25 protein-coding genes are annotated in these 25,635 nt (G+C 74.6%); 8 read left to right on the top strand and 17 right to left on the bottom strand.

What is annotated here, in order from left to right; all coding sequences use genetic code 11:
- Positions 1 to 40: 40 nt before the first annotated feature.
- Positions 41 to 1,111 (bottom strand): EamA family transporter, encoded by a 1,071-nt coding sequence (locus ACYU96_RS01040; RefSeq protein ID WP_460748218.1) that lies wholly within the window; start codon positions 1,109 to 1,111, stop codon positions 41 to 43.
- Between the two features lie 39 nt (positions 1,112 to 1,150).
- Between ACYU96_RS01040 and ACYU96_RS01035 the strand changes: the two genes are divergently transcribed.
- Genes ACYU96_RS01035 through ACYU96_RS01025 form a run of 3 tightly spaced genes read left to right on the top strand, consistent with a single transcriptional unit; the run spans position 1,151 to position 3,411 of the window.
- Positions 1,151 to 1,684 (top strand): CGNR zinc finger domain-containing protein, encoded by a 534-nt coding sequence (locus ACYU96_RS01035; RefSeq protein WP_460748215.1) that lies wholly within the window; start codon positions 1,151 to 1,153, stop codon positions 1,682 to 1,684.
- Between the two features lie 14 nt (positions 1,685 to 1,698).
- The gene (locus tag ACYU96_RS01030; RefSeq protein ID WP_460748213.1) at positions 1,699 to 2,409 is read left to right on the top strand and encodes a sulfotransferase-like domain-containing protein; all 711 of its coding nucleotides are present in this window, start codon (positions 1,699 to 1,701) and stop codon (positions 2,407 to 2,409) included.
- A 54-nt stretch (positions 2,410 to 2,463) separates the two neighbouring features.
- Positions 2,464 to 3,411, top strand: coding sequence for an aminotransferase class IV (locus tag ACYU96_RS01025; RefSeq protein ID WP_460748210.1), 948 nt, complete (start codon positions 2,464 to 2,466; stop codon positions 3,409 to 3,411).
- 53 nt (positions 3,412 to 3,464) lie between these two features.
- On the opposite strand, the gene ACYU96_RS01020 is transcribed toward ACYU96_RS01025, so the two are convergent.
- From ACYU96_RS01020 to ACYU96_RS00990, 7 genes are all read right to left on the bottom strand, one after another.
- On the bottom strand, positions 3,465 to 4,334 hold the full coding sequence (locus ACYU96_RS01020; RefSeq protein ID WP_460748209.1) for an alpha/beta hydrolase family protein: 870 nt from the start codon (positions 4,332 to 4,334) through the stop codon (positions 3,465 to 3,467).
- Between the two features lie 219 nt (positions 4,335 to 4,553).
- Positions 4,554 to 6,002, bottom strand: coding sequence for a Re/Si-specific NAD(P)(+) transhydrogenase subunit beta (gene pntB / locus ACYU96_RS01015; RefSeq protein WP_460748207.1), 1,449 nt, complete (start codon positions 6,000 to 6,002; stop codon positions 4,554 to 4,556).
- Entirely contained in the window at positions 5,999 to 7,579 is a 1,581-nt protein-coding gene (locus ACYU96_RS01010; RefSeq protein ID WP_460748206.1) for a Re/Si-specific NAD(P)(+) transhydrogenase subunit alpha, read from the bottom strand. Before ACYU96_RS01010 ends, pntB begins: the two co-directional genes overlap by 4 nt.
- 4 nt (positions 7,580 to 7,583) lie before the next feature.
- Entirely contained in the window at positions 7,584 to 9,044 is a 1,461-nt protein-coding gene (locus tag ACYU96_RS01005) for a cytochrome P450 (protein WP_460748204.1), read from the bottom strand.
- Positions 9,041 to 10,018 (bottom strand): diacylglycerol/lipid kinase family protein, encoded by a 978-nt coding sequence (locus tag ACYU96_RS01000; protein WP_460748202.1) that lies wholly within the window; start codon positions 10,016 to 10,018, stop codon positions 9,041 to 9,043. The genes ACYU96_RS01005 and ACYU96_RS01000 overlap by 4 nt, the downstream gene beginning before the upstream one ends.
- 120 nt (positions 10,019 to 10,138) lie before the next feature.
- Entirely contained in the window at positions 10,139 to 10,843 is a 705-nt protein-coding gene (locus ACYU96_RS00995; protein ID WP_460748200.1) for a phosphatase PAP2 family protein, read from the bottom strand.
- A 107-nt stretch (positions 10,844 to 10,950) separates the two neighbouring features.
- On the bottom strand, positions 10,951 to 12,549 hold the full coding sequence (locus ACYU96_RS00990; RefSeq protein ID WP_460748199.1) for an FAD-binding oxidoreductase: 1,599 nt from the start codon (positions 12,547 to 12,549) through the stop codon (positions 10,951 to 10,953).
- Between the two features lie 20 nt (positions 12,550 to 12,569).
- On the opposite strand from ACYU96_RS00990, the gene ACYU96_RS00985 reads away from it, so the two are divergent.
- Both ACYU96_RS00985 and ACYU96_RS00980 read left to right on the top strand, forming a co-directional pair.
- Positions 12,570 to 13,193, top strand: a complete 624-nt coding sequence (locus ACYU96_RS00985) for a TetR/AcrR family transcriptional regulator (RefSeq protein ID WP_460748197.1) — start codon at positions 12,570 to 12,572, stop codon at positions 13,191 to 13,193.
- Entirely contained in the window at positions 13,190 to 14,779 is a 1,590-nt protein-coding gene (locus tag ACYU96_RS00980) for a glycerol-3-phosphate dehydrogenase/oxidase (RefSeq protein WP_460748196.1), read from the top strand. The genes ACYU96_RS00985 and ACYU96_RS00980 overlap by 4 nt, the downstream gene beginning before the upstream one ends.
- A gap of 65 nt (positions 14,780 to 14,844) precedes the next feature.
- On the opposite strand, the gene ACYU96_RS00975 is transcribed toward ACYU96_RS00980, so the two are convergent.
- Together ACYU96_RS00975 and ACYU96_RS00970 are read right to left on the bottom strand one after the other, a co-directional pair.
- Positions 14,845 to 15,318, bottom strand: coding sequence for a cytidine/deoxycytidylate deaminase family protein (locus ACYU96_RS00975; RefSeq protein ID WP_460748194.1), 474 nt, complete (start codon positions 15,316 to 15,318; stop codon positions 14,845 to 14,847).
- On the bottom strand, positions 15,315 to 16,010 hold the full coding sequence (locus tag ACYU96_RS00970; RefSeq protein ID WP_460748192.1) for a RibD family protein: 696 nt from the start codon (positions 16,008 to 16,010) through the stop codon (positions 15,315 to 15,317). Before ACYU96_RS00970 ends, ACYU96_RS00975 begins: the two co-directional genes overlap by 4 nt.
- A gap of 181 nt (positions 16,011 to 16,191) precedes the next feature.
- On the opposite strand from ACYU96_RS00970, the gene ACYU96_RS00965 reads away from it, so the two are divergent.
- Positions 16,192 to 17,337, top strand: a complete 1,146-nt coding sequence (locus tag ACYU96_RS00965) for a phosphatase PAP2 family protein (protein ID WP_460748191.1) — start codon at positions 16,192 to 16,194, stop codon at positions 17,335 to 17,337.
- 57 nt (positions 17,338 to 17,394) lie between these two features.
- Here ACYU96_RS00965 and ACYU96_RS00960 read toward each other — a convergent pair whose 3' ends face one another.
- Both ACYU96_RS00960 and ACYU96_RS00955 read right to left on the bottom strand, forming a co-directional pair.
- On the bottom strand, positions 17,395 to 18,414 hold the full coding sequence (locus ACYU96_RS00960; protein WP_460748189.1) for a DUF389 domain-containing protein: 1,020 nt from the start codon (positions 18,412 to 18,414) through the stop codon (positions 17,395 to 17,397).
- 58 nt (positions 18,415 to 18,472) lie between these two features.
- On the bottom strand, positions 18,473 to 19,066 hold the full coding sequence (locus ACYU96_RS00955) for a TetR/AcrR family transcriptional regulator (protein WP_460748188.1): 594 nt from the start codon (positions 19,064 to 19,066) through the stop codon (positions 18,473 to 18,475).
- A gap of 102 nt (positions 19,067 to 19,168) precedes the next feature.
- On the opposite strand from ACYU96_RS00955, the gene ACYU96_RS00950 reads away from it, so the two are divergent.
- On the top strand, positions 19,169 to 19,591 hold the full coding sequence (locus tag ACYU96_RS00950; protein WP_460748186.1) for an organic hydroperoxide resistance protein: 423 nt from the start codon (positions 19,169 to 19,171) through the stop codon (positions 19,589 to 19,591).
- Positions 19,592 to 19,711: 120 nt separating this feature from the next.
- Here ACYU96_RS00950 and ACYU96_RS00945 read toward each other — a convergent pair whose 3' ends face one another.
- From ACYU96_RS00945 to ACYU96_RS00925, 5 genes are all read right to left on the bottom strand, one after another.
- Positions 19,712 to 20,668 carry an ABC transporter ATP-binding protein gene (locus tag ACYU96_RS00945; RefSeq protein WP_460748185.1) on the bottom strand — a complete coding sequence of 319 codons (957 nt, stop codon included), beginning with the start codon at positions 20,666 to 20,668 and terminating at the stop codon, positions 19,712 to 19,714.
- Complete coding sequence (locus ACYU96_RS00940) at positions 20,665 to 21,561, bottom strand: ABC transporter permease (RefSeq protein WP_460748183.1); 897 nt, start codon at positions 21,559 to 21,561, stop codon at positions 20,665 to 20,667. Before ACYU96_RS00940 ends, ACYU96_RS00945 begins: the two co-directional genes overlap by 4 nt.
- Positions 21,558 to 22,355, bottom strand: a complete 798-nt coding sequence (modA, locus tag ACYU96_RS00935; protein WP_460748180.1) for a molybdate ABC transporter substrate-binding protein — start codon at positions 22,353 to 22,355, stop codon at positions 21,558 to 21,560. Before modA ends, ACYU96_RS00940 begins: the two co-directional genes overlap by 4 nt.
- Positions 22,352 to 22,747, bottom strand: coding sequence for a TOBE domain-containing protein (locus tag ACYU96_RS00930; protein ID WP_460748178.1), 396 nt, complete (start codon positions 22,745 to 22,747; stop codon positions 22,352 to 22,354). The genes modA and ACYU96_RS00930 overlap by 4 nt, the downstream gene beginning before the upstream one ends.
- 340 nt (positions 22,748 to 23,087) lie before the next feature.
- Positions 23,088 to 24,227, bottom strand: coding sequence for a PQQ-dependent sugar dehydrogenase (locus ACYU96_RS00925; RefSeq protein ID WP_460748176.1), 1,140 nt, complete (start codon positions 24,225 to 24,227; stop codon positions 23,088 to 23,090).
- 306 nt (positions 24,228 to 24,533) lie between these two features.
- On the opposite strand from ACYU96_RS00925, the gene ACYU96_RS00920 reads away from it, so the two are divergent.
- The gene (locus ACYU96_RS00920) at positions 24,534 to 25,601 is read left to right on the top strand and encodes a nucleoside hydrolase (RefSeq protein WP_460748174.1); all 1,068 of its coding nucleotides are present in this window, start codon (positions 24,534 to 24,536) and stop codon (positions 25,599 to 25,601) included.
- The last annotated feature ends 34 nt before the right edge of the window (positions 25,602 to 25,635 follow it).

The following is a 25,635-nucleotide window of genomic DNA, read 5'->3' as shown; positions in this document are numbered from 1 at the left end:
GCACCGTCGACGGAGTTCTCCGGCGGGCGTCGAGCGGTGCTCAGGCAGGCAGCCCCCGCTCCCCCGCCCGCACCGTGATGATGCCGGCGAGGATCAGCACTCCACCAGCAAGCTGCACCGGCGCCGGTTCCTGGCCCAGCAGCAGCCAGGCCGCCAGCACCGCGAACATCACCTCGGTCAGCCCGACGAACGACGCCAGCCGCGCGCCCAGCCTGCGGCTCGCCGCGATGCCGGCCGTATAGGCGACGGCGGCGGTGACGACACCCAGCGCGAGCACCGGGACCCACCACGGGATCGTGAAGCCCTGAAACCGCACGGACTCGGTCGCCATCCGCAGCGGCACGATCCCGGCGAGACCTGCGACCAGCAGGGACACGCCGCCCGCCAGCAGCCCGCCGGAGGCCAGGGCGACGGGCGGCAGCCCTGTGGGCCGCGCCGACATCAGGAAGTAGCCCGCCGCACCCACCATCGCGCCGAGCGCCCAGAGCACTCCGGGCACGCTGATGCCGCCGCCGCTCGCGAGGTCCAGCACGAGGACGAGACCGCCCAGCGCGACGACCCCGCCGACGCACGTGAGCAGACCGGGCCGCCGCCCGTGCCGCGCCCACATCCAGCCGACGACGGCGACGGGCGCCATGAACTCGATGAGCAGCGCCACGCCGACGTCCAGGTACGACACCGCGTAGAAGAACGTGAGCTGCGTGCCCGCGACTGCCACCAGACCGTAGACCAGGAGCGACCAGGCGTTCGCCCGCAGCAGGGACCACCGGCCACGCAGGGCCAGGACGGCCGGGAGCGCGAGCACCGCACCACCGATGAGCACGCGGACGGTGACGGCGGCGCCCGCCGTCCAGCCGGCGTCGAGCAGACCGCGGGCGAACGGGCCGGACAGGGAGAAGGTCGCCGCGGCGAGGAGGGCGAAGGCGATGCCGGCCGTCGCCCGCGCACCGGGGAGCGGGCCGGCCGGGTCCGACGACGCCGCCCCCGGGACCGTCGTCGGCCCGGCGGGCGGCGCACCCACGCCCAGGTCCGCACCGTCCGGGCCGACCGTCCCGGCCACGCCGTCGTCCGGGGCATCCGGGAGCACCGTGTCATGAGCCATATCCGTCATGACTCATGACCGTAGGGCCATGCGAGGTAATATGTCAACATGCTTTTCGAGCATGACACCGAACCGAACCTGCGGGCCGCCGTCGCCCTCGTGAACTCGGCCGAGCCGCCGCTCACCCTGGAGACCGTCACCGACCTGGACGCCTTCTACACGGCGCACGGCTACACGGTCCGGCACGACGGCGACGCGGCCGAGCTCGCCGGCGTCCAGGCGCTGCGCCCCCGCCTGCGCGCGCTCCTCACCGCGGACCGTGACACGGCCGCGGGCCTGGCCAACCGCGTGCTCGCCGACGTCTCGGCCGTCCCCCGCCTCGTCCGGCACGGAGACACCGACTGGCACCTCCACTCCGTGCCCGACGACGCCCCGTTCGCCGAGCACATCGCGGCGGAGACCGCGCTGGCCGTCACCGACCTGATCCGCTCCGACGAGATGTCACGCCTGTCGGTCTGCGCGGACCCGACCTGCGAGGGGCTGGTGCTCGACCTCTCGCGCAACCGCTCGCGCAGGTTCTGCAGCACCCGGTGCAGCAACCGCGCGGCGGTCGCCGCCTACCGCGACCGCCGGCGCGCCTGAGTACCCTGCACCACATGACGCTGCGCATCGCCATGTGGTCCGGCCCTCGCAACCTCTCCACGGCGATGATGCGGAGCTTCGGGAACCGGGCGGACACGTCCGTCGTCGACGAGCCGCTGTACGCGGCCTACCTCGACACCACCGGGATCGCCCACCCCGACGCGGCGGAGATCATCGCGTCCCAGTCTCCCGACCCGGCGACGGTGCTGCGCGAGCTCACGGCCGGCGCCGTCTCCACGCCGGTCCACTACCAGAAGCACATGACGCACCACATCCTGCCGAGCACCCCGCGCGAGCCGCTGGCCCTCCTGACCCACGCGTTCCTCGTCCGCGACCCCGAGCGGGTGCTGGTCTCCTACGCGAAGGTGCGGGCGGAGCCCACCCTGGAGGACCTCGGGCTGCCGCAGCAGGTCGAGCTGTACGAGCGGTTCGGCGGGCCCGTCGTCGACGCCGCCGACGTGCTGCGCGACCCCCGCACCACGCTCACCGCGCTGTGCGGCGCGCTCGGCCTGGGGCTCGACGACGCGATGCTGTCCTGGCCGCCGGGACCCCGCGCGCAGGACGGCGTCTGGGCGAAGCACTGGTACGCGGGCGTCGAGGCGTCCACCGGCTTCGCGGCGGAGTCGCCGGGCACCGGCGACCCGCTCCCGGACCGTCTCCGACCCCTGCTCGAACGCTGCCTGCCGTACTACGAGCGGCTCGCGCCGTACGCCCTGCGACCGTGACACCCCACGCTCGGCACCGAGGCCCGCCGGTCCCCCACCAGGAGAGGAATCACCATGCTGCAGACCTTCGACGAGCGCAACCGTGACCTGCAGGTCTGGATCAACGGCAGGCTCACCCACCGTGACGAGGCGCGGGTCAGCCCGTTCGACTCCCTGGTCCAGGGCGGGGACGGCGTCTGGGAGGGGCTACGCCTGCACGACGGCCGCATCTTCGGGCTGACGGAGCACCTCGCGCGGCTGCGGCGCTCGGCCAAGGCGCTCGCGTTCACCGAGATCCCGTCCGACGAGGTGATCATCGCCGCCGTCCGCGAGACCCTCGCCGCCAACGACATGCGCGACGACGTGCACGTCCGCCTCACGCTCGGCCGCGGCGAGAAGATCACGTCCGGCATGGACCCCCGGCTCAACCAGGCCGGGCCGACGCTCATCGTGCTCGCGGAGTTCAAGCCGCCCGTGTACGACGCCGGCGGCATCACCCTGGTGACGTCGTCCGTGCGGCGGCACCGCGCCGACTCCCTGGACCCGAAGATCCACCACAACAACCTGCTCACGTCGATCCTCGCGAAGATCGAGGCGAACGTGGCCGGCGCCGACGACGCGCTCATGCTGGACGACGCCGGCTACCTCGCCGAGACCAACGCCACCCACGTCTTCCACGTGGCCGACGGCGTCCTGCGCACCTCCACCACCCGGGCCTGCCCGGAGGGCATCACCCGCGAGACGGTGCTCGGCCTGGCCGCCGAGGTCGGCATCCCCGCGGCGGTCGGCGACTTCTCCCTGACGGACCTGTACACCGCGGACGAGGCGTTCGTGACGGGCACGATGGGCGGCCTCGCACCGGTGCTGTCGGTGGACGGCCGCCCGATCGGGACGGGCGAGACGGCGGCCGGACCGGGCAGGACGACGGACACCGGGCCGGCTTCCGGCCCCGGCCCGGTCACTGCCCGGCTGACGTCGGCGTACGCCGGCCTGACGGCGACGTCAGGCACCCGGGTGTGCTGACCGCTGCGGCTCGATCGCCGGCGACACACCACACCGGCACGGGCCCGGCGCCCCTACCCCGCGCGCGCGATCGCCGGGAGGACCACCTGGTCCCAGCCCTGTGCGAACCTCGGCCGGAAGAAGCCCAGGTGGCCGACCCGCTCGGCGCCCATCTCGGCGGGCGTGACCTCGCGGTGGGTCAGCTCCGCACCGGAGTACCACTTCTCCATGGCCTCCGTGGTCTCCCGCCTCACGAGCTCGTCGTCGGTCATGTGCAGGGACACGATGGGCAGCTCGACCCTCGCGTACGCGTCGGCGGCATGCGGCACCTCGCCCAGGAGGTACTCGGGGTGCAGCGCCCAGCGCATCCACTGGCGCATCACCCCGGCGGGTGCGTTGCCCATGAACCGCACGCGCTTGCCGGGGTAGTAGCCGTTCATCCGGATCACCGCGGGCAGCAGCACCCGGAACGCGAACGGGGCCGCCCACGCCATGCGGGACCGGCTGATCTCGGCGTGCGGGTTCCCGCCGGCCACGAACAGCGCGCGGTCCACCACCTCGTGCCTCCCGAGGCCCAGGATCTGGCTGCCGAGGCTGTGCCCCACGTAGGTCACCGGGGCGCCGTCGGCGCGTTGCGCGGCCCAGCCGACGACGTCGGCCGCGTCCTGCGCCCAGGCCAGCAGGTCGGCGTCGACCTCGCGCAGGTGGCGTCCGCCCGAGGAGCCGGCGAAGCCCCGGTAGTCGAACGTGACGGCCCGGACCCCGTGCCCCGCGAGCCAGCCGCCGAAGGCCGCGTAGAACGACGCGGGCGTGGCGAACGCCGGCGCGATCACGGCGACCCCGCGCGGCTCCCCGGCGGGCTCGAACGTGCTCACGGCGAGCTCGTGCCCGTCCTGGGCGCGGACGGTCCGGCGGACGGGCTCGGGACGCGCGTGCTCGGTCACGCGGACAGGCTACCGCGAACCTAGAACGCCGAGTACCGCGTAAACCGGCTGACCGGACGGCAGGCCGATCCACAGCGACACACTCGGTCGACAGCCGCCACCGCCGATGAAGCGGAAACAAGGCCAGGAACGCTGACGGGCGCCAGGATCCCGGCCTTGGCCTTCTTCAGCGTGAGCTCTAGGCCTCGGCTCGTCGCGGCGCTCGCCGGGATCTGCGCCTCACAGCGCCTTGATGATCTCCTCCACCCGGTCCTTGGCGTCACCGAAGAGCATCTCCGTGTTGTCCTTGAAGAACAGCGGGTTCTGCACCCCGGCGTAGCCCGTGGCCATGGACCGCTTGAAGACGACGACGTCGCGCGCGTGCCACACCTCCAGCACGGGCATCCCCGCGATCGGGGAGGCCGGGTCCTCCTGGGCGGCGGGGTTCACGGTGTCGTTGGCGCCGATCACGAGCACGACGTCGGTCTCGCCGAAGTCCCCGTTGATCTCGTCCATGCCCTCGACGACGTCGTACGGCACCTTGGCCTCGGCGAGCAGCACGTTCATGTGCCCGGGCAGGCGCCCGGCCACCGGGTGGATCGCGAACCGCACCCGCACACCGCGCTCGGCCAGCTTCGCCGCGAGGTCCGCCACCGGGTACTGCGCCTTGGCCACGGCCATGCCGTACCCGGGAGCGATGATCACGGACCGCGCCCCGACGAGCTGTGCCGCGACCGCACCCGCCGAGGTCTCACGGTGCGTGCCCGCCGGGCCGTCGGCGGCCGCCGCGCCGGGCGCCGTGCCGAACCCGCCGAGGATCACCGACACGAACGACCGGTTCATCGCCCGGCACATGATGTAGCTGAGGATCGCCCCGGAGGACCCGACCAGCGCGCCCGTGATGATCAGCAGGTCGTTGCCGAGCATGAACCCGGCGGCCGCGGCCGCCCACCCGGAGTAGGAGTTCAGCATCGAGACGACCACGGGCATGTCGCCCCCGCCGATCGCCGCGACCAGGTGCCAGCCCAGCGCCAGGGCGAGGACCGTCATGAGCAGCAGCGGCGCCACGGCCGTCCCGCCGCCCACCGGCCCGACCGCGGCCAGGTACCAGGCCAGCAGCACCCCGCACGCCACGACGACGCCGAGGTTGAGCCAGTTCCGCGCGGGCAGCGTCACCGGCGCGGACCGGAGCCTGCCCGACAGCTTGCCGAACGCGACGAGCGACCCGGTGAGCGTCACGGCCCCGATCAGCACGCCGAGGTAGATCTCCACGGCGTGCACGGTCTCGGCGCCGGGCGCAGCGGCGTCACCGCCGGACGCGCCCTCCCCGGGCCCGAACGACGTGAGGAAGGACCCGAACCCCACCAGCACCGCCGCGAGCCCCACGAAGGAGTGCAGCAGCGCGATGAGCTCGGGCATCTGCGTCATCTCGACGCTCCGCGCGCGCCAGGTCCCCACGGTCGCGCCCACCAGCAGCACGAGCAGGATCAGCGCCGCGGTGACACCGACGGGCCGCTCGGAGCGCACGAGCGCGAGCGCGATCGTCGCACCGAGCGCGAGCGCCATGCCGACCATGCCGAGGTTGACGCCGCGCTTCGCGCTCTCCTGCCGGGAGAGTCCCGCCAGGGACAGGATGAACAGGACGGCCGCCACCACGGAGGCGCCCTGGACGAGTCCGGTGATCGTCATCGCGCGCTCCCCTCGGTGGTGCCGGCGGCGGGCACGTCGTCGGCCCTCCGGAACATGCGCAGCATCCGGCGCGTGACGAGGAAACCGCCGAACACGTTGATGCTCGCCACCGCCGCGGCGATCGTCGCCAGCACGGTCACCAGCAACGACGACGACCCGATCTGCAGCAGCGCGCCGACCAGGATGATCCCGGAGACGGCGTTCGTCTGGCTCATGAGCGGCGTGTGCAGGGCGTGCGTGACGGACCGGATCACGTAGAAGCCCACGACGACCGCGAGCGCCAGCACCGTGAAGTGCCCGACGGTCTCGTCCGGCGACACGGCGACCGCGAGCCCGCCGAGCACGGCGCCGGTGACGGCCAGCGCCCCGGTGAGCCAGGCGGGCCGGCGTCGCGCCGTGTCGTTCCCCGTACCGGGCGTGGTCTCCGCGGCCTGCGGTGCGGCGGGGGCGGCGCCGGCCGCACTGACCTGCACGGCGGGCGGCGGCCAGAGCACCTCGCCGTCGCGGGCGACGGTCATGCCGCGCTGCACGACGTCGTCCAGGTCGAGCCGGGACTCGCCGTCCTTGCCGGGTGTCAGCAGGGTGAGCAGGTTGGAGACGGCGGTGCCGTACAGCTCGGAGGTGTGGCGCGGCATGCGCGCGGGCAGGTCGGTGTACCCGAGGACGACGACGCCGTTGCCGCTCACGACCCGTTCGCCGGGGACGGTGAGCTCGCAGTTGCCCCCTCCGGGCGCGGCGAGGTCGACGACGACCGAGCCGGGGCGCATGGCCGCGACCGCCTCGGCGGTGAGCGTGGTCGGCGCGGTGCCGCGCACGAGCGCGGTGGTGATGACGACGTCGGCCGCGGCGGCCTCCCGCGTGTACAGGCGCAGGGCGGCGGCGAGCTGCTCCTCGGTGAGGGGCGCGGCGTAGCCGTCGGCGCTGACCTGCTGCTGGGCCTCGGGTTCGGAGACGAACTCGGCGCCCATCGACTCGATCTGCTCGGCCACCTCGGGCCGGACGTCGAACGCCCGCACACGGGCGCCGAGGGAGGTCGCGGCGCCGAGGGCGGCGAGCCCGGCGACGCCGGCCCCGATCACGAAGACGGTGGCGGGCCGGGTGCTGCCGGCCGCGGTGACCTGGCCGCCGAACATGCCGGAGTACTCGGCGGCGGCCTCCACGACGGCCCGGTAGCCGGCGACGTTGGACAGGACGGAGAGCACGTCGAGGGACTGCGCCCGGGAGATGCGGGGCACGGCGTCGAGGGCCAGCGCCGTGATCCCGCGGTCTGCGAGCGTGCGGACCCGGTCGGGGTGGGCGGCGGGGGCGAGCCGGGACACGAGGGTCGCGCCGGGTCGCATCCGCTGCGCGACGTCGTCGGGCACGACGGTGCAGACCACCACGTCCGAGCTCCACGCGACGTCCGGGTCCGGCACGACGAGCGCGCCGGCGGCGCGGTAGTCGTCGTCGAGCAGGCCCGCGGCCGTGCCGGCGCCCTGGGTGAGGACGACGTCGTACCCGAGGGCGAGCAGGTTCTCGGTGGTCGACGGCGTCGCGGCGACCAGCGGCCCCGCGTCGTCGGGGATCCCGATCTGCATCTGGCTACCTTCCTTCTTCTTCGTCGGCCCGGCGGGGAACGGGGAAGGTCACCGGAAGCCGCGCGGGGTGGCGGAGCCACGGCGTCGGTGCCCACCTGAGGTCGGCGGGGTCGCCGTCGAACGTCAGGTGCAGCTGCCGGACCAGGGTGTCGACGGCGATGCGGGCGATCATCCGCGCGAGACGCGGCGCCGGGCAGGCGTGCGGGCCCGCACCGAAGGAGAGGTGGGCGCGGTTGCCGACCTCCGCCCACGGGTCGTCGGTCTGGATGGCCGGGTCGTGGTTGGCCGCGTGCACGGACGTCACCACGGCCTCGCCCCGCTCGATGAGCTTGTCGCCGAGCACGACCTCGCGGGTGGCGTACCGCGGCACCATGTTCGGGTTGGGCGTGGAGCGCCACAGGACCTCGTCCAGGGCGTCGTCGATGTTGAGCCGGCCGCCGCGCAGACGTTCGGAGAAGCGCTGGTCGGTCAGGACGAGCGTGAGAGTCTGCGCCACCCACGGCAGCAGGGTGGTGCTCGCGGTCGACGTGACCGCGATGAGCGTCTGCGCCCGTTCGGCGTCGGTCTCGAACGCCGGGTGCCGGGCGAGGACGCCCGCGATGTCCCGGGAGGACCGCTCTCGGCTGGTGGCGAGGTGCCCGCGGACGATCTGCTGGAGCTCCCGGGTCAGCTGCCGTGCGTCGGCGCCCTTCTCGAAGATGGCGCGGGTGATCTCCTGCAGCCGCTGCGCGTCCTCGGGGTCGTATCCCGCCAGCTCGGACATCACGAGGAAGGGCACGGCGGCCGCGTACTCGCCGACCAGGTCGGCACGGCCGCGCGACTCGAACCGGTCGATCAGCATCGAGCAGAGTCGCCGGGTGACGACGGCGGTGCGGATCTCGTCGACCTGCTCCAGCGCGTCGTCGATCGGGGCGCGCAGCCGGAGGTGCTCGGGGCCGTCGTGGTTGATCGCGGTGGGCTGCGGCACGCGGGACATCAGCAGGTGCAGCCCGGACTGCATGCCCAGCAGCTCCTCGTCGTGGCCGCGCCAGGTGGACGGGTCCTTGACGAAGGTGCGGTCGTCGCGCAGGACGGCGACCGCCTCGGCGTGGCCGAGCACGAGCCAGGCGGGGACCCCTGGTTCGAGGTCGACGGGTGCCACGGAGCCCCAGCGTTCCCGCAGCCCGGTGTACACCTCCGCCTGGTCGTGGCCCGCGGTGGTCTCGGCGAGGAGCGTGCGGTCGTGCACCTCACGGAGCCGGACCAGCTCTTCGATCGGGTTCCGCGCCGCGGCCACGCTCGGCAGGTCGATCGCCCCGCCCGGCGACCGGCGGGCGGGCGGCGGCGAGCCCGGTCGGCTCTGCGGGTCCTGCGAGCTCTGCGGGTCCGGTCGGCTCTGCGAATCCTGCGGGTTCGGGCGACTCGGCGGGTTCGACGGGTGCTGGGTCTGCTCCGGCGACACGCGCCGGTGTGACTGTTCCGTCATGATCTCCCCCTCGGTCCACGTCCAGGTATGGGTTCGGTCACGGTGTGCTGTGCGGTCACGGTGTGCTCCGCTCTCGGCAGGCAGAGCGTCAGGGTGCGGTGGTGGGCGGTCACGGTGACGGGCAGCGGGCCCACCCGCTCGCCGTCGGCGTACATGATCAGGTCGTCGTCGGTCTCGACGCGCACGGAGGCGGCGCGCAGCGCCCGGACGCCCGGGCGGCTCAGGTGCTCGCCGCGCTTGATGGGCTTGTCGAGGCCGATCAGGCCGAGGCGTCCCACGGCCTCGACGAGCGTGATGTCCAGGAGCCCGTCGGCCGGGTCGGCGTCGGGGAGGATCGGGCGGCCGCCGCCGTAGTAGCGCGTGTTGCCGATCGCGAGCAGGTGGCCGGCGACCACGGACGGCTCGCCGTCGTCGGCGGCGAGCGTGTAGCGGTGCGTGCGCAGCCCGAGAACCTCGAGGTAGGTGCCGAGCGTGTACCGCGCGGCGCCCTGGGGGCGGCGCATGCGGTTGATGCGCTCGTTGGCGCGCGAGTCGAACCCGGCGCAGGCGATCGTCGCGAAGGGGGTGACCGTCCCGGCGTCGTCGGTGATGGTGCCGGTGTCGACCGGGCGACGGTCGCCGTCGAGCACGACGTCGGCCGCACCGTGCGGGTCGGTGGGGATGCCGTGCGCGCGGGCGAGGTCGTTCCCCGTGCCCCCGCCGGCGACGGCGAGCGGCACACCGGTGCCGAGCAGGGACGGCAGCGCGCAGGCGACGGTCCCGTCCCCGCCGCTGACCACGAGCACGTCGGGGCCGGCGGCGACCGCCTCGCGGGCGAGGCTCGCGGTCTCCGCGGACGTCGCGCCCTGGTAGGTACGGACCGTGGCGCCGCGCTCCTCGAGACGGCGGACCACCGCACCGGCATGGCCCGTCCCCGCACCGCGGCGCGAGGCGGGATTGACGAGCACTCCGACGTGCCCGCTGCTGCCGTCCATACTGCTTCCTTCCAGGTACACCTGGTCTTGTGATGGTCCGCACAAGAATCTTTGAGGATGCTAGCGGACGAACGACAAGAATCCGGTCAACGGCAGCCTACGATCCGGACTCGATGTCGATCACGGCCGTGGCCGGTACAGCATCCTCCGCAGCCGGAGCACCCAGCGGGCCTGCACGACGATCGGCGGCCCGGCGCGCAGCACCGCCGTCGACACGGCCAGCGCCAGGAGGCCGAGCACCCAGCCGCCGGGGACGTCGCTGAGCCAGTGGTAGTCGACCCGCGCCATGACCCATCCGGAGCTGAGCGCGACGACGGCGGAGGCCGTCATCCACGGCACGAACCACCGGGGCCGGGGCCACAGGCCGCGCTCACCGATCAGCAGGATCCCCGCCATCGCCCACGTGTACGTGGCGTTCGCGGCGTGCCCCGACGGCCACGCCCGCCCGCCGCCGTGCAGCACGTCCATCCCGGTGTGCGGCATGGTCCGGCCCAGTCCGAACTTGATCGAGTAGCCGACGACGGCGATCACCGCCAGCCCTGCGAGCACCGCGACGAGGGGACGCCAGTCCCGCTCGCGCAACGCCAGCCAGCCGGCGACGAGACCGAGGACCGGGAGGGTGAAGATGCGCTCACCGGTGACGCTGGCGAAGCCGTCCAGCAGCTCCTTCTCCATGCCGGTGGGGAAGTGGGCCTCGGCCCAGAGATGGAAGGTCCAGTCGGGCGCGACGAACGGCCCCGACACGGCGACCTGCCACGCTCCCAGCGCGAGCAGCACGGCCGACACGCCCCCGAGCCAGGCCACGCCCGCCGAAACACGCTTCACGCGCCCGATCCTACGTTCTCCCCGGATCGCCGAGCGCACCGTCTCGGCGGCTTCCGGGCGCCGGGACCCCGCCGATGCCGTGCGCTCGGCGGGCGGGTCGCCGGGCCTCAGGGGACGAGCGTGCCCGGGTTCATGACGGCGGCGGGGTCCAGCTCCCGCTTGACGGCGCGGAGGACACGGAGACCGTGCTCCCCGATCTCCTGCTCCAGCCACGGCGCATGGTCCGTCCCGACGCCGTGGTGGTGGGAGATCGTCCCGCCCGCGGCCATGATCGCGTCGTTCGTGCGCGCCTTGACCGGTTCCCAGGCCAGGTCGCCGACCGGGCCCGCGACGACCGTGAAGTACAGCGACGCGCCCGTGGGGTACACGTGCGACACGTGGCACAGGACCCGGTGACGCACCCCGGCCGCGTCGAACCCCGCGGCCAGGGCCTCGACGACCGCGGCCCGCAGCGTGCTCAGGCCGGACCAGGTGGTGGCGGTCTCCAGGGTCTCGGCGAACACCCCGTGCTCCAGGAGCGTGTCGCGCAGGTACGGGGCGCCGAACCGGCCGTGGTCCCAGGACTCCGCCAGACGGGCGGGCGCCGTCCTCCCGCCGGCCGCGGTCAGCACGGCGGCCGTCGCGTCCCGCCGCGCCCGGGCCGGGCCCGCCGGCCCCTCGTGCAGCACGACGGCGGTGCACCCCTTGCTCAGCGCCTTGCCGATGCTCCCCACCTGCGCGAGCGACACCGCGGTCTCCGCCTCGTCCGACAGCCGGATCACCGTCGGCCCCGTGCCCTGCTGCACCACCTGCCGCAGGGCGTCCGTACCGGTAGGGAAGTCGGGGAACGTGAAGGCGTCGAACAGCCGCTCGGCCGGAGCCTCGTGCACGCGCAGCCGCACCTGCGTGATCACCCCGAGCACGCCCTCCGACCCGAGGAACAGCCGCACCAGGTCCGGACCCGCCGCCGATCCCGGCGCCCGCCCCAGGTCCAGCGTCCCGGTCGGGGTGACCACGCGCAGCCCCGTGACCATGGCGTCGAACCGCCCGTGACCGGCCGAGCTCTGGCCCGAGGAGCGCGTCGCCGCGAACCCGCCGAGCGACGCGAACTCGAAGCTCTGCGGGAAGTGCCCCAGCTCGAACCCGTGCTCCGCGAGCGCCGCCTCGGCCGCGGGCGCCCGCGTGCCGGCCCGGAACGTCGCCTCGCCGGACACCTCGTCGAGCCGTTCCAGGCCCGCGAGCCTCCGCAGGTCGAGGCTGACCACGCCCCGGTGGTCCCCGGCGTCGGGCCGCAGCCCTCCGGTGACGGCGGTCCCGCCGCCGAACGGGACGACGGCGAGCCCTCGCTCGCCCGCGACCCGCAGCACGGCGGCGACCTCGGCCTCGGCGCCCGGCAGCACCACGGCGCCGGGCGCCGCCTGCCGGCGCGCCCTGCGGCGCAGGAGGTCCGGCGTGGACTTCCCGCCGGCGTGCAGCAGGCGTGCCTCGTGGTCGGTGCGGACGTGCTCGGTGCCCACGGCGTCCGCGAGCGCCCGCACGTCCTCGGGGTCGAGCGCGGGGGTGGTGAGCTCGACGTCGGCGGGCGCGAGCCGCGGGGCGCGCCGGGGCCGGCGCCCCAGCACAGCGGTGAGCAGGAGCGTGATCCCGCCGGGCAGCTTCTCGGCAGCCTTGGCGGGGTCGCCCCAGCCGTCCCAGCGCATGTCGAGGATGTCGCTCTGCTCGCTCATGGATTACAGTGTTACACATCATGTCAGTTCGTAACGCAAGCCTGCCGGGGCGGGTCACCGGCGGTCTCCTGGAGGAGGCGCCCGACCCGGTCGGGGCACGCCTCCTGGACGCCGCGGGGCGCATCGTCGCCGGCCGCGGACTGCGGGGCCTGACCATCGCCGAGGTCGCGCGCGAAGCCGGGGTCAGCCGTCCCACGGTGTACCGGCGCTTCGGGTCGTCCGACGACGTCGTGCGAGCCCTCCTCGGGCAGCGCGCCCAGGTGCTGGTGGCACGGGTGGGGCGGCACGGCCCCGCCCCCGACCGCGGCGGGATCGTGCGCGGCGTGCTGGAGTTCGGCGACCTGTTCCGCGCCGACCCTGTGTTCCGGCGCCTGCTGCAGCGCGAGCCCGAGGTGTTCACCCGCTACACGTTGCAGCGCATCGGGCGGTCGCAGCGCGTCATCCACGAGTGGATCGCCGCCGCGCTCGGCGCGGCACAGGCCGGCGGGACCGTCCGCGCGGGCGACACGCACGACATGGGGCTGATGGTCCTGATCATCTCCCAGGGCGCGCTGCTCTCCGGCCCGACCGTCGCCGACCTCGTCGACGACGAGGCGTGGCGTGCCGAGCTGGCGCACGTCCTCGACGCCTACCTCCACCCGTGACCCGCCCCGGCCCGACCGCCCTGCACGCGGCACGACGCGCCCGTGAGCTGGACGAGCTCTCCTCGGCACCGGTCGACGTGCTCGTGGTGGGCGGGGGCGTGACCGGTGCGGGTGTCGCGCTGGACGCCGCGTCGCGGGGCCTGTCGGTGGCCCTCGTGGAGGCCCACGACCTGGCCTGGGGCACGTCGCGGTTCAGCTCGAAGCTGGTGCACGGCGGGCTGCGCTACCTCGCGACGGGCGACGTCGGCGTCGCCCGGGAGAGCGCCCGCGAGCGTCACCTGCTGATGACGCGGACCGCACCGCACCTGGTGCGCCCGCTCGGCCAGCTCGTCCCGGTGCTCCCCGCGGTGTCCGCCCGGCAGGTGGCGACGTCGGCGATCGGTATGTCGCTGGGTGACCTGCTGCGGCGGGGCGCCGGGACGCCGTCGTCGGCCCTGCCGTCCTGGCGGTGCACGAGCGCCGGCGAGGCGCTCCGCCTCGCTCCCGCCCTGGCGTCGGACGGTCTGCGCGGCGGGATCCTCGGTCACGACGGACAGCTCGTGGACGACGCGCGGCTCGTCGTGGCGCTCGCGCGCACGGCGGCGGGGCGGGGTGCGCGGATCCTGACCCGGGTGCGGGCCGATCGCGTCGGGCCCGGCGGCGCCGACCTGACCTGCACCCTGACCGGCGCGAGCCTGGGTGTGCGGGCCCGTGCGGTGATCAACGCGACCGGGGTCTGGGCGGGGACGGTCGACCCGTCGGTACGCCTGCGGCCGAGCCGGGGCACGCACGTGGTGGTCCCGGCGCAGCGGCTGGGGAACCCGGTGGCAGGGCTGATGGTCCCCCTGCCGGGGTCGATCAGCCGGTTCGTGTTCGCGCTGCCGCAGGAGCACGGGCGCGTGTCCGTCGGGCTGACGGACGAGGAGGCGCCCGGGCCCGTGCCCGACGTCGCCGAGCCCTCGGCGGGCGAGGTCGGGTTCCTGCTGTCGGCGGTCTCGCGGGCGCTGGAGGTGCCGCTCACCCGGGACGACGTCGTCGGCGCGTACGCGGGCCTGCGCCCCCTGGTCGACGCCGGCGACGACGGCCGCCGCTCCGCGGACGTCTCCCGGCGGCACCTGGTGCGGGTGTCGGAGGGCACGGGCGCGGTCAACGTGCTGGGCGGCAAGCTCACCACGTACCGCCGGATGGCGCAGGACGCGGTCGACCTGGCGGTCGCCCGTGCGGGCCTGGTGGCCGGTCCGTGCCGGACGCCCGCGCTGCCGCTGGTGGGCGCAGGGCCGGAGTCTTCCGCGGGAGAGGCGGCGGCCAGGGACGGGATGGACCGGCGGCTGCGGGCCGGGATCGTGTCGCGGCACGGGGCCGAGGCCGGGCGGGTGGTCCGGGAGGCGCGCGTCGGTTCGGCGACGGCCGGGCTGGACGACCGCGGCACCGCCGGGCACGTGCGCATCGCGCGCGCCGAGATCGAGTGGGCGGTCACCCACGAGGGCGCCCTGGACGCCGACGACGTCCTCGACCGGCGCACCAGGATCGGCCTGGTCCCGGCGGACCGCGCGGCCCTGGCGGCGGAGATCACGGAGATCGTCGAGGAGGCGGCCACCCTGCGCTGACGGCCGCCGTGCCCCGCCCTGTCCTGCCGGCGGCAGCAGCGGGGAACGGCCGGGCGGCCCGGCGCTCAGTCCCCGCGCAGGAGGTGGCGGTTCGGGTCCCGGGCGGCGTCGGCCAGGTCGGGGACCTGGATGACCGTGCGGCCCGCGCGCCGCAGGGTCTCGGCGCCGCGGCCTTCCACGAACAGGGCCGGCTCCGACCACGCGAACACGATCCGCGGGATCCCTACGGCCAGGATGTGCTCGGTGCAGGTCACCGCGCGGGACGCCCGCTTCCCGCAGGGTTCGAGCGACGTGTAGATCGTCGCGGCGCGCAGCCGGGGCCGGTCGTCGCCGCGGACGTCCGCGAGGGCCGCCTCCTCGGCGTGCTCGGTCAGGTCGTGGCGGCGCGACCAGCCGCGACCGAGCTCGGTGCCGTCGTCGGCGACGATGATCGCCCCGACGCTGAACGCCGTGCGCGACGGCGGGCACCGCTCCGCCAGCGCGATCGCCTCGAGCAGGAGCTCGCGATCGGCGGACGTGACCACCTCCGTGCCGCTCATCGCCCGATACCGGGTCCAGGTACGGGCGCGTAGCGGAGCAGGACGAGGTCCCCCATGGCCCGGGCCTCCAGGAGCGTCATCGGGCGCGCGGGATCCTGCGGGAAAGCCCCTGCCCCGGTGAACCGCGGGGCGGCGTCGTCCCCGACGAAGAACGGCGCGAGCACGAGGTGCAGCTCGTCGACCAGGCCCGCGGTGAGGAACATCGTGTGGATCCGGCCGCCGCCCTCGACCATGAGCCGCTCGACGCCGCGGGCGGCGAGGTCGGCCAGGATCGTGTCCGGGGCGACGCCCGGCCCGGCGGGGACGACGTCGGCCAGCGTCCCGAGACGGGCGCGCACGGCGCCCGCCGCGGCGTCGGTGGTGTAGACGACCCGGCCGGCGTCGCCCGTGAAGAACCGTGCCCGCGGGTCGAGGGGGGCGCCGCCCGCGGTGACCGTGACCTTGAGCGGCGTCGCCGGACGCGATCCGGCGACCCGCTCGGCGCGCCGGCTCGGGGAGCGGACCTCGAGGCGCGGGTCGTCCGCGCGGACCGTCCCGGCCCCGACGAGGATGGCGTCCATCTGCGCGCGGACGCCGTCGACGCGGTCGAGGTCCGCGGCGTCCGAGAGCAGGAGCCGTTCGGTACCGGCATCGTCGATGTGCCCGTCGAGGGACGCCGCGACCGAGAGGAGCACGTGCGGGCGGGGGGCCATGGCACCAGTTTCGCAGGCCGTGCCCGGCGGAAGGAACGTCGGCGGGCGGTGGCGAACCGTCGCGCGCCGGTGGCCTGCGAACATCACGGCGCCATAACCATTTCCCAGGCCTTGTGAATCTCTCGTGCGACCCGGGCACAACCCGGTACGGGTGGGTGAATTCGACCATAAGATCGCTGCGATGTTGCGAATCCAGGGGGCTCAGGGGATGCCGTACCCGAACGCGTCAGGCCGGGATCTATCGGACGTCGGCGCGTTCACCGTCCCGGGCCGTGCGCGCCTCGGGCCGGAGCCAGGGAGCACCCGTGCCGCGCTGGCCGCGGTCGTCGGGCGCGTGCGCGCCGACCTCCACGCGGCCCGGAGCAGCAGCGAGACGCAGCCGTGGATCGGCCCGGCGACCGTCGGGGGCGTCCTGGCCCTCGTCTTCGCGTGGATGGTGCTCCAGGTGATCACGGCCGGCCCGCTCGTCGCGTGGGACTGGGTCGTGCGCGAGTTCGTCTACGCCCACCGCGCCCAGGGCCGCACGGCGACGTTCCTCGAGGTCCAGGCGTTCTTCACCGGCGAACGCTGGGCGACCGTCCCGGTGGTGATGGGCACCGGCGCGCTCGTGGCCTACCGGCAGGGCTGGCTGCGTCCCCTCTACGCCGTGATGGCCGGGCTCGCGACGATCGCGGCGATCGGCTATCCGGTGAAGTTCGGCCTGGGCCGCTCCAGCCCGGTCACCGGGACCGACCTGCTGCACGCCGGCGGGCAGGCCTTCCCCTCCGGGCACGCCGCCAACACGGCGTTCACCGCGACGATGGTGGTGTTCCTGCTGTACGGGTCCGCCGGGCTGCGCCCCGACCCGCGCCGCGTCCGCCGGGGCGCGGTCGTCGTGGCCGGGCTGCTCGCCGTGAGCGGCACCCTCGTCGCCTGGATGGGCTACCACTGGCTCAGCGACATCCCGGCCGGCTGGCTCATGGGGTTCGTCGCCGCGTGCGTGTCGCTCACGGTGCTGCACTGGCCCCGCCGGTCCGCCGACGCCGACGCCGACGCCGAGACCGACGTCGACGCCGCGACCGCCACGCCGGCGGACCCGACGCCGGCGACCGGCGGCCCCGCCGAGACCACCGGCCCGGCCGACACCGCACCCCGGCCCACGCCCACGGTGGGTGGTCGGCACGTGCCGACCACCCACCGTACGGCCGGCCACCCGGTCCGCGCGGGACACCCGGACCACCCCGCGCGCCCCGACCCGACCCGCCCGGCCGCACCGTCGCCCGCCGCCAGACCCCCGCACGCCTCCCGCCACTCGTCGTCGCTCGGACCGCACCGGCTGCGCCGATAGGCCCTCGCGAGCCGTCCACGCGGGCGGCGCGCCCCCGGCCCCGCCCCCGCGCGCCGCTCAGGACCCGGAGGCACCGCCCACCGAGCCGACCGTCGTCTCCTTGCCGACGGCGGTGGTGAGGTACACCTCGAACCCGTCGGGAATCTCCCCGTGCAACGCCTGGAGCAGGGAGCCTCCGGAGGGCAGGGCGCCCGGCGCCTGCACCGTGACGTTCACCTTGCCGAGCGAGACGGCCACCCCCGTCACCGCCGCCGTCGGGGTGTCCGCGAGCCACTCCTCGGCCGCGGTCCGCACCCCGTCCTCCCACGCGTGGACCACGTAGATCGCGACGGTGTTGGCCACCAGCGGCAGCGCGACCAGGACCGCCAGGACCGTGAGGGTCGCACGAGCCCGCGGGGTCGACCCCACCACACCCGTCTCCTCCAGGGACTCTCCGGCGTAGCCCAGGGCGGTGAACACCAGGGTCCCGGTGAGCACCATCGCGACGAGGTTCGACAGGAACAGGAACAGGGCGCCGAACGCCATCGCCCACTCCGTGAGCCCCACGCACACGCCGACGACGGCGAGCGGCGGCACCAGCGAGATCGCGATCGCCACACCGGGGAGCACGGCCGACAGGTCACGGCGCGCCTGGGCGATCGCCCCCGCGAACCCGGTCGCGACGGCCGCGATCATGTCGTACATCCCGGGCGACGTCCTGCCCGTGATCTGCGTGTTCGTCACCGCGTCGAACGACCCGAACGGGAACAGCGCGAACAGCGCGCCGACCCCGACCACCAGGAGCGACCCGAGCACCGTCACGATCAGCGACCGGCCGATCCGGCGCTTCACGAGCCCCAGCGCGATCCCCATGATCGGCCGGGACAGCGGCGCGATGATCATCGCGCCGATCACCGTCGCGGTCGAGTCCGACAGGACGCCGGCCGTCGCGATGACCCCCGACAGCACGAGCATGGACCAGAACCCCGACGCGTTCGCCCGCACGTCCCCCGCGGACAGGTCGAGCTCCTCGGTCAGCTCGTCGAGCGTGCGCCGCTGAGACTCCGGGATGACCGCCGACCGCAGTTCGGACCACATGGTCCCGAGTATCGGTCCGGATCACAGGAACCGCCCGGCGTCCGCCCCACCACCTCCCTCAGGCAGCCTCCGAGAGCAGGTCACGCAGCGCCGCCCGGAACGTGGCCCGCGCCTGCCGCGGGTCCCCCAGATAACCACCGACCATCGCCCCGTCGCGCAGCGCCATCCAGCGCCGGCCCGCCTCCTCGGGAGCCGGGTGCCCCGCACCCCGCAGCGCCTCGGACACCACCCCGACCAGCCAGTCCCGGTGGGCGCGGACCGCCCGCCGCACCGGACTGCCCGGATCCGGGTACTCCGCGGCCGCGTTGATGAACGCGCAGCCCCGGAAGCCCGGCGCGCACAACGTCTCCCCCACCAGGTCCGTCACCTGCGTGAGCCACGCCCCCGCGTCCCCCGACGGCAGCTCCGCGGCACGCTCCCGCAGGGCCGCGTCGGTCGCCTCGATGTACGCGACCACCAGGGCCTCCTTGCCCGCGAAGTGCCGGTAGAACGTCGCCCGCGTGACCGACGCCTCCGCCACCACCCGCTCCACCCCCACCCCGCGGACGCCGTCCGCGTAGAACAGCTCGGAGGCCGTGCGGAGCAGGCGCTCGCGGGCGGCGGAGCGCCTCCCCACCGTGACGGTGGGTGCGCCTTGTCCCTCGGTCGTCATGACTCAACGGTAGCCCCCGCGCCTTGACAGGGACCGCCTCGACGGGGTGTAGTTGCCCAACCGGTAGAACGACCGTTCTTTCTACTACTGATGGAGGACCTCATGTCCGTGCTCTACACCGCTTCCGCCACCGCCGTCGGGGAAGGCCGCGACGGCCACGCCACGACGTCGGACGGCCTGCTCGACGTCGACCTCGCCACCCCGAAGGAGCTCGGTGGCAACGGCGGCAAGACCAACCCGGAGCAGCTCTTCGCGGCCGGCTGGGCGGCCTGCTTCCACAGCGCGCTCAAGCGGGTGGCCCAGCAGGAGAAGACGGCGATCAGCGACACCTCGGTCACCGCCGAGGTCGGCATCGGCCCGAACGCTGACGGCGGGTTCGGCCTGGAGGCCGTCCTCACGGTGGAGATCGGCGGCGTCGACACGCCGACCGCCGAGCGCCTCGCCGCCGCGGCCCACCAGGTCTGCCCCTACTCCAACGCCACCCGCGGCAACGTCCCGACCGACCTGAAGGTCGTCACGGCCTGAGCCCGCGGCCGCAGCCGCTCTCCGAGACGGCCTGCGGCCTCGGCCGACCAGGCCGTCCTGCCGGGTGGGAGCGCACTCACCCCGCAGGACGGCGTGGTCACGCCCGCAGGCGGACGGCGGTCAGCCGTAGGTGGTGATGGCCAGCTCCTTGACGGAGAGCCAGACCTGGCGGCCCGGCGCGAGGGAGAGGTCTCGGGTGGATGCCGGCGTGACGTCGGCGAGGAGGTCGTGCTCGCCGTGGACCTGCAGGCGGATCGCGTCACCGTGCGGCGCCACGCCGCGGACCGTGCCGGGCCAGTGGTGGCGTGCCGAGTCGTCGGGCTCGTGCAGCGAGACCGTCACGGCCGACGGCGGGAACGCCCGGAAGCGGTCGCCGTCGCGGATCACGTTGAGGCCCACCAGCCGGGCGACGTGCGCCGTGCGGGGCCGTGCGGCGACCTCCTGCGGGGAACCGGACTGCACCAGGCGGCCGCCGTCGAGCACCGCGACCCGCGTGGCGAGCGTGAGGGCGTCCAGCGCGTCGTGGGTGACCAGGACCGTGATGCCGCCGTACGCCGCGAGATGGTGGGCGAGCTCGATCCGCAGCGCGGCCGCGACGCCGACGTCGAGCCCCGCGAAGGGCTCGTCGAGCAGCAGCAGGACGGGGTCGCTCGCGAGCGCCCGGGCGATCGCGACCCGCTGCGCCTGCCCGCCGGACAGTTCGCCTGGCCGGCGCCCCGCCAGCTCACCGACGCCGAGGCGGCCGAGCCAGTCGCGGGCGGCGTCCCGCGCCCTCTCGGCCGGGACGCCGCGCGTGCGTGGCCCGAACGCCACGTTCTCCAGCGCGCTGAGGTGCGGGAAGAGTCGCCGGTCCTGGAAGACCACCCCCACGTGCCGGTCCTGCGGCGGTAGCGCCGACAGGTCGGAACCGCCGAGGCGCACGGATCCCCCGGCGGGCTGCAGGCCCGCGAGCGCCTGCACGAGCGTGGTCTTCCCCGCCCCGTTGGGGCCGACGACGGCGACGACGTCGCCGGCCGCGGCGACGAGCTCGGCGTCGAGCCGCCCGGGAACCGACAGGCGGGCGGAGAGCCCGGTCATGCCGTCACCAGCCAGCGGTCGCGGAGCGCGACCAGGACGCCGACGGACACGATCAGCATGACGAGGCTGAGCGCGAGGACGGCGTCGGTGTCGGACTGCCGCTCGACGTAGATCAGGATCGGCATCGTCTGCGTGGTGCCGGGGTAGTTGCCGTTGAAGGTGATGGTCGCGCCGAACTCGCCGAGCGAGCGCGCCCAGCCGAGGACGAGGGCGGCGGCGACGCCGGGCAGCGCGAGGGGCACGGTGACACGGCGGAAGGTGAGCCAGCGCCCGGCGCCGAGGGTGGCGGCCGCCGCGTCGTACGCGGAGCCCGCTGCGCGCAGGCTCCCCTCCGTGCTGATCACGACGAACGGCAGCGCGACGAAGACGTGCGCGAGCACGACGCCCCACGTCGTGTACGGGAACGCGAACCCGGTGAGGTCGAGCAGGGGCGCACCGAGGAGGCCGGAGCGGCCGAACGCGGTGCGCAGGGCGATGCCGGCGACGACGGGCGGCAGCACCATCGGCACGATGACCAGGGACCGCACCAGCCTGCGGCCCGGGAAGTCGACCCGCGCGAGCACCCAGGCGAGCGGCAGGCCGAGCACCAGGCAGATCGCGATCGCGGCGGTCGACGTCGTGACCGAGAGCCACAACGCTTCCCGCACGACCGGCGACCCGAGCGCGGCGACCAGGCTCGCCGGGTCCGTGGCGAGGACCGTCGTCACGAGCGGGATCACGAGCAGCAGGACCGCGAGAGCCGCCGGGACCACGAGCACGAGCGGGGCGCGGCCCAGAGGGTCCCGCGGCCGGCGCCGGGCGCCGGCCTCGCGCGGCCCGTGCCCGGCACCTCCAGCGGCCCCGCGCCCGGGGCCGGGGCCGGGCACGGACGAGCTCGCCGTCGTCCCCGTCATGGCCCGGAGAACCCTGCCTCGGTGAGCACCTCCTGGCCCTCCGGGCCGGTCACGAAGTCGATCCACTCCGCGGCGAGCCCGGCGTCGCCGGGCTGGTCCAGTGCGGCGATCAGGTAGGAGTTCTTGTCGCGCTCCGCCCCGGGGACAGGGACGGCGGTGACGGCGTCCCCCGCGGCGACGGCGTCGGTGGCGTAGACGAGCGCGGCGTCCGCCTCGCCCGCGACCACCTTGTCGAGGGTGGCGCGCACGTCCTCCTCCAGGCTCGCGGGCTCCGCCGTGATCCCGTGACCGTCGAGCACGGCCCGCGCGACCTTCCCGCACGGGGCCTGGTCCGCGCAGCGCACCCAGGTGGTGCCGACCAGGTCGCCGAGCGACCCGATGCCCGCCGGGTTGTCCGGCGGCGTGGCGATGACCAGGACGTTCGTCGCGAAGACAGTGGGGTCGACGGCGGCACCGGCGTCGGTCGCGATCCGCAGGGAGTCCTCGTCGGCGGTGGCGAGCACGTCGCCGGGCGCGCCGTCCGCGGCCTGCTCGGCGAGGTCGGTGCTGGAGCCGAACGAGAGCTCGACGTCGACGCCGTCGTGCTCGGCCTCGAACCGTGCACCGAGCTCGGTGAACACGTCGGTGAGGGACGCGGCGGCGAGCACCTGGACCGTGTCGTCACCGCTCCCTCCGGCACACCCGGCGAGCCCCACGACGAGGAGCCCCGTGGCCCCCGCCCGGATCCCGCCGCGCCGCTGCCTCCGGCGACCCGCCGGGCGCAGGCTCGTCCGCCGGGCTGCCGGGCCCGTCATCGGGGCCGCTCCACCACGACGTTGGTGGCCTTGACCGAGGCGATGGCCCGGACACCCGGGCGGAGACCCAGCTCGGCCGCCGCCTCGGCGCTCATCAGGGAGACCATCCGGTAGGGGCCGCAGACCATGTCGATCTGCGCCATCACCGTGTCCTGGGTGACCCGGGTGACGAGCCCGGTCATCCGGTTGCGGGCGCTGACCGAACCGCCACGGGTGCGCTCGTGCTCGCGCGCGTCCACGAGAGACGCCGCGAGCTCGGCCAGGTCGGCGCCGGGGATCACGGTGCGCCCGCCCCGGGTCCCGCCGGCCACGCGGCCGGCGTCGACCCAGCGGCGCATCGTGTCATCGCTGACGCCCAGCAGCTCGGCGGCTTCCGCAATTCGGTAGTCCATGGGGCCATTCTGCCGCACCTGCGGATCTCAGGCCATAATTGCTCCGCGCCTGCGCCTCATGGTGCGGAAGCCGCCATGCCGTGACCGTGCCCGTCATGGAAACGAGCGCACGGCCCGCACAAGGGGCGCCGCCCGAGACCTCCCCGACGAGCCGGGCCCGCTGCCCGCCCGGCCCGCTCAGAGACCGCGCGGGGAGGGACGACCGCGCGGGGAGGGACGACCGCGAGGTAGGGACGAGTGCTCAGGTAGGTGCCAGGGGGCGCTCCCCACGCCCCTACCTGAGCACCCACCCCTACCTCGCTACGCCTTACCCGCGCGATCTCTCACCGGACCGGGCGCCTCACTCCCCGTCCTGGGTGAGGGGGACGGCCAGGAGCCGGTCGTCGTCCGGTCCGGGGTCGCCCCGGCCGTCCGTGTTGTTCGTGAGGAACCACAGGTCGCCGTCGGGCGAGAGGGTGACGTCGCGGAGACGGCCGTACTCGCCCGCGTAGTACTCCGTGGACTCGGCCGGCGTCGCGACCGGTACCGCGCGGAGCACCGAACCCCGCAGGTTCGCGACGAAGATCGTGTCTCCCGCGATCCCGATGCCGCTCGGGCTGGCGTCCGCGGTGCTCCACTGCTGCACGGGGTCGACGTACTGGTCGTCGCCCCCGATGCCCTCGACGACCGGCCACCCGTAGTTGCCGCCCGGCGTGATGACGTTCAGCTCGTCCCAGGTGTTCTGCCCGAACTCGGACGCGAACATCGTGCCGTCGTCGGCCCAGTCGATGCCCTGCGGGTTGCGGTGCCCGTAGCTGTAGACCAGCGAGCCGTCGAACGGGTTGTCGTCGGGCACGGCGCCGTCGGGCGTCAGGCGCAGGATCTTCCCGGCGAGGCTGTCGAGGTCCTGCGCCGCGTCGCCGGTCCCGGCATCGCCCGCGGTGGCATAGAGCATGCCGTCCGGGCCGAACGCGATGCGGCCGCCGTTGTGGAAGCCGGCCGCCGGGATCCCGTCGAGGACCGTCTCCGCGTCCCCGAGCCCGAGCGACCCGGGCTCGCCGGCGAGCTCGAACCGCTGGATCCGGTTGCCGTCGGCGGCGGTGGAGTACGCGTAGAGGAAGCCGTCGTCGACCGCGAGGCCGAGCAGGCCGCCCTCCCCGCCGTGGCTCACGCCGCCGATCGTACCGACGACGCGCGTGCTCCCGTCGTCGAGCACCTCGAGGACGTCGCCGCTGTCCCGCCCGCTGACGAGCGCCGTGCCGCCGTGCAGCGCGACCGACCACGGGGCCGCGAGGTCGCTCGCCACCGGCCGCGGCTCGCCGACCGGCTCCACGGCGGCCCCGATCTCCGAGGACGGCGCGCTGGTGGACGTCGTGGACTCTCCGGCACCGGACGCCTTGACCGACGACGGCGCGTCCGACGACGACACGCCCACCCCGCACCCGACGATCGCGAGACAGGTGGCAGCGGTCATGGTGAGGGCCTTCATCGTTCTCCTCATTCCCCGAGTCTGACGGACGGCCGGCTCGCGCCCCACCTCCCCGTCGCTGGGTGCGCAGGTCGCGGCCGCGGCCGGCGAGCCCAGACAACCAGAATTTTTCACCCGGTGACAGGTGGTTAACCGTTCAGGTCCGCGGCGGAGCGGCCCCGGCGGCCCCTCTCGGCCGGCCGCGGCGCGCGAGGCCGGCCGAACGCCCTGGTGCCGGGCGCGCGAGGCAGGGATGATCGGACCGACCGATGGCGGAGGTACACGATGCGGCACGCCCAGGGAACACGTCATGGCACGGCGACCAGGAAGGTGACCAGGATGGTGATGTCGGCCGGAGCCGCCGCCGGGCTCACGCTCGCGAGCCTCACGACCGCCCACGCCGGCGGTACGCCGGGGCCCGGGCACCACGGACCGGTGCCCGTCGTCTACGACTCGGACATGGACTTCGACGACGCCTCGACGCTCGCCTACCTGTGCCGGGCCCACCGGAGCGGCCTCGTCGACCTGCGCGCGGTCACCGTGGTGAACAACGGGATCGGCACGCCCGGACGGACCCTCACCCATGCCCGCGAGATCCTGGCGGGCTGCGGGCTCGGGGACGTGCCCGTCGCGGAGGGCACCGACAGGTGGGTCAACCAGCCGCCGCCGGAGGCCCGGGAGACGATCGAGACGATCCTCACCGGCGCCCTGGACGACGCCGACGTCCCCCACGAGCCCGCGCCCGTCGCCGCGCCCGAGCTGATCGCGGCCACCGTCGCCAGGTCGCGGCACCCGGTGACCGTGTTCGCCACGGGACCTCTGAGCAACGTCTCGGCCGCCCTCGACCGCATGAGCGCGCACACCGTCCGGCACCGCCTGGGTGGCGTGGTCGCGATGGCGGGCGCCGTGGACGTCGGGGGCAACCTGTTCGGGTCCACGACCGAAGGCTTCGACAACACCCAGGAGGTCAACGCCTGGATCGACCCGTCCGCCACGCGGCACGTGGTCGACGGCGTGCCGGACGGCCGCCTCCGCCTCGTCCCCCTGGACGCCACCGACCACGTACCGTTCACCGACGAGTTCGTCACCCGCCTGGGCACCGAGGGCCGGACCTACGAGGCGGGCCTCGTGCACTCGATCGTCACCCAGCCCGCCGTCGTGGACCTCATGGAGCTCGGCGCGGTGTACTGGTGGGACGCACTGGCGGCGGTCTCCCTGGTCACCGGCGAGGGTGTGGAGTACGCGACGCGCCCGCTCGACGTCGTGGTGAGCGGTCCGTCGTCGGGCCGGACCGTCGACGCGCCGGGCGGTTCCCCCCAGCGCGCGGGCCTCTCGGCCGACAAGGCCGTGTTCGAAGATCTCTTCCTGGCGGGGCTCAACGGAGTCAGGACGACAGGAACGTCCTGATGGCGCGCTGCTCGGCCATGACGCGCGACCCGTA

Source organism: Myceligenerans cantabricum (assembly GCF_054777735.1).
This window is presented reverse-complemented; position numbering and strand designations above follow the sequence as displayed.

Coding starts and splice junctions, on each gene's coding strand:
- ACYU96_RS01040 (WP_460748218.1), bottom strand. CDS start 1,111: ATGACGGATATGGCTCATGACACGGTGCTCCCGGATGCCCCGGACGAC.
- ACYU96_RS01035 (WP_460748215.1), top strand. CDS start 1,151: ATGCTTTTCGAGCATGACACCGAACCGAACCTGCGGGCCGCCGTCGCC.
- ACYU96_RS01030 (WP_460748213.1), top strand. CDS start 1,699: ATGACGCTGCGCATCGCCATGTGGTCCGGCCCTCGCAACCTCTCCACG.
- ACYU96_RS01025 (WP_460748210.1), top strand. CDS start 2,464: ATGCTGCAGACCTTCGACGAGCGCAACCGTGACCTGCAGGTCTGGATC.
- pntB (WP_460748207.1), bottom strand. CDS start 6,002: ATGACGATCACCGGACTCGTCCAGGGCGCCTCCGTGGTGGCGGCCGTC.
- ACYU96_RS01010 (WP_460748206.1), bottom strand. CDS start 7,579: ATGCAGATCGGGATCCCCGACGACGCGGGGCCGCTGGTCGCCGCGACG.
- ACYU96_RS01005 (WP_460748204.1), bottom strand. CDS start 9,044: ATGACGGAACAGTCACACCGGCGCGTGTCGCCGGAGCAGACCCAGCAC.
- ACYU96_RS01000 (WP_460748202.1), bottom strand. CDS start 10,018: ATGGACGGCAGCAGCGGGCACGTCGGAGTGCTCGTCAATCCCGCCTCG.
- ACYU96_RS00990 (WP_460748199.1), bottom strand. CDS start 12,549: ATGAGCGAGCAGAGCGACATCCTCGACATGCGCTGGGACGGCTGGGGC.
- ACYU96_RS00985 (WP_460748197.1), top strand. CDS start 12,570: ATGTCAGTTCGTAACGCAAGCCTGCCGGGGCGGGTCACCGGCGGTCTC.
- ACYU96_RS00975 (WP_460748194.1), bottom strand. CDS start 15,318: ATGAGCGGCACGGAGGTGGTCACGTCCGCCGATCGCGAGCTCCTGCTC.
- ACYU96_RS00970 (WP_460748192.1), bottom strand. CDS start 16,010: ATGGCCCCCCGCCCGCACGTGCTCCTCTCGGTCGCGGCGTCCCTCGAC.
- ACYU96_RS00965 (WP_460748191.1), top strand. CDS start 16,192: ATGTTGCGAATCCAGGGGGCTCAGGGGATGCCGTACCCGAACGCGTCA.
- ACYU96_RS00960 (WP_460748189.1), bottom strand. CDS start 18,414: ATGTGGTCCGAACTGCGGTCGGCGGTCATCCCGGAGTCTCAGCGGCGC.
- ACYU96_RS00955 (WP_460748188.1), bottom strand. CDS start 19,066: ATGACGACCGAGGGACAAGGCGCACCCACCGTCACGGTGGGGAGGCGC.
- ACYU96_RS00950 (WP_460748186.1), top strand. CDS start 19,169: ATGTCCGTGCTCTACACCGCTTCCGCCACCGCCGTCGGGGAAGGCCGC.
- ACYU96_RS00945 (WP_460748185.1), bottom strand. CDS start 20,668: ATGACCGGGCTCTCCGCCCGCCTGTCGGTTCCCGGGCGGCTCGACGCC.
- ACYU96_RS00940 (WP_460748183.1), bottom strand. CDS start 21,561: ATGACGGGGACGACGGCGAGCTCGTCCGTGCCCGGCCCCGGCCCCGGG.
- modA (WP_460748180.1), bottom strand. CDS start 22,355: ATGACGGGCCCGGCAGCCCGGCGGACGAGCCTGCGCCCGGCGGGTCGC.
- ACYU96_RS00930 (WP_460748178.1), bottom strand. CDS start 22,747: ATGGACTACCGAATTGCGGAAGCCGCCGAGCTGCTGGGCGTCAGCGAT.
- ACYU96_RS00925 (WP_460748176.1), bottom strand. CDS start 24,227: ATGAGGAGAACGATGAAGGCCCTCACCATGACCGCTGCCACCTGTCTC.
- ACYU96_RS00920 (WP_460748174.1), top strand. CDS start 24,534: ATGGTGATGTCGGCCGGAGCCGCCGCCGGGCTCACGCTCGCGAGCCTC.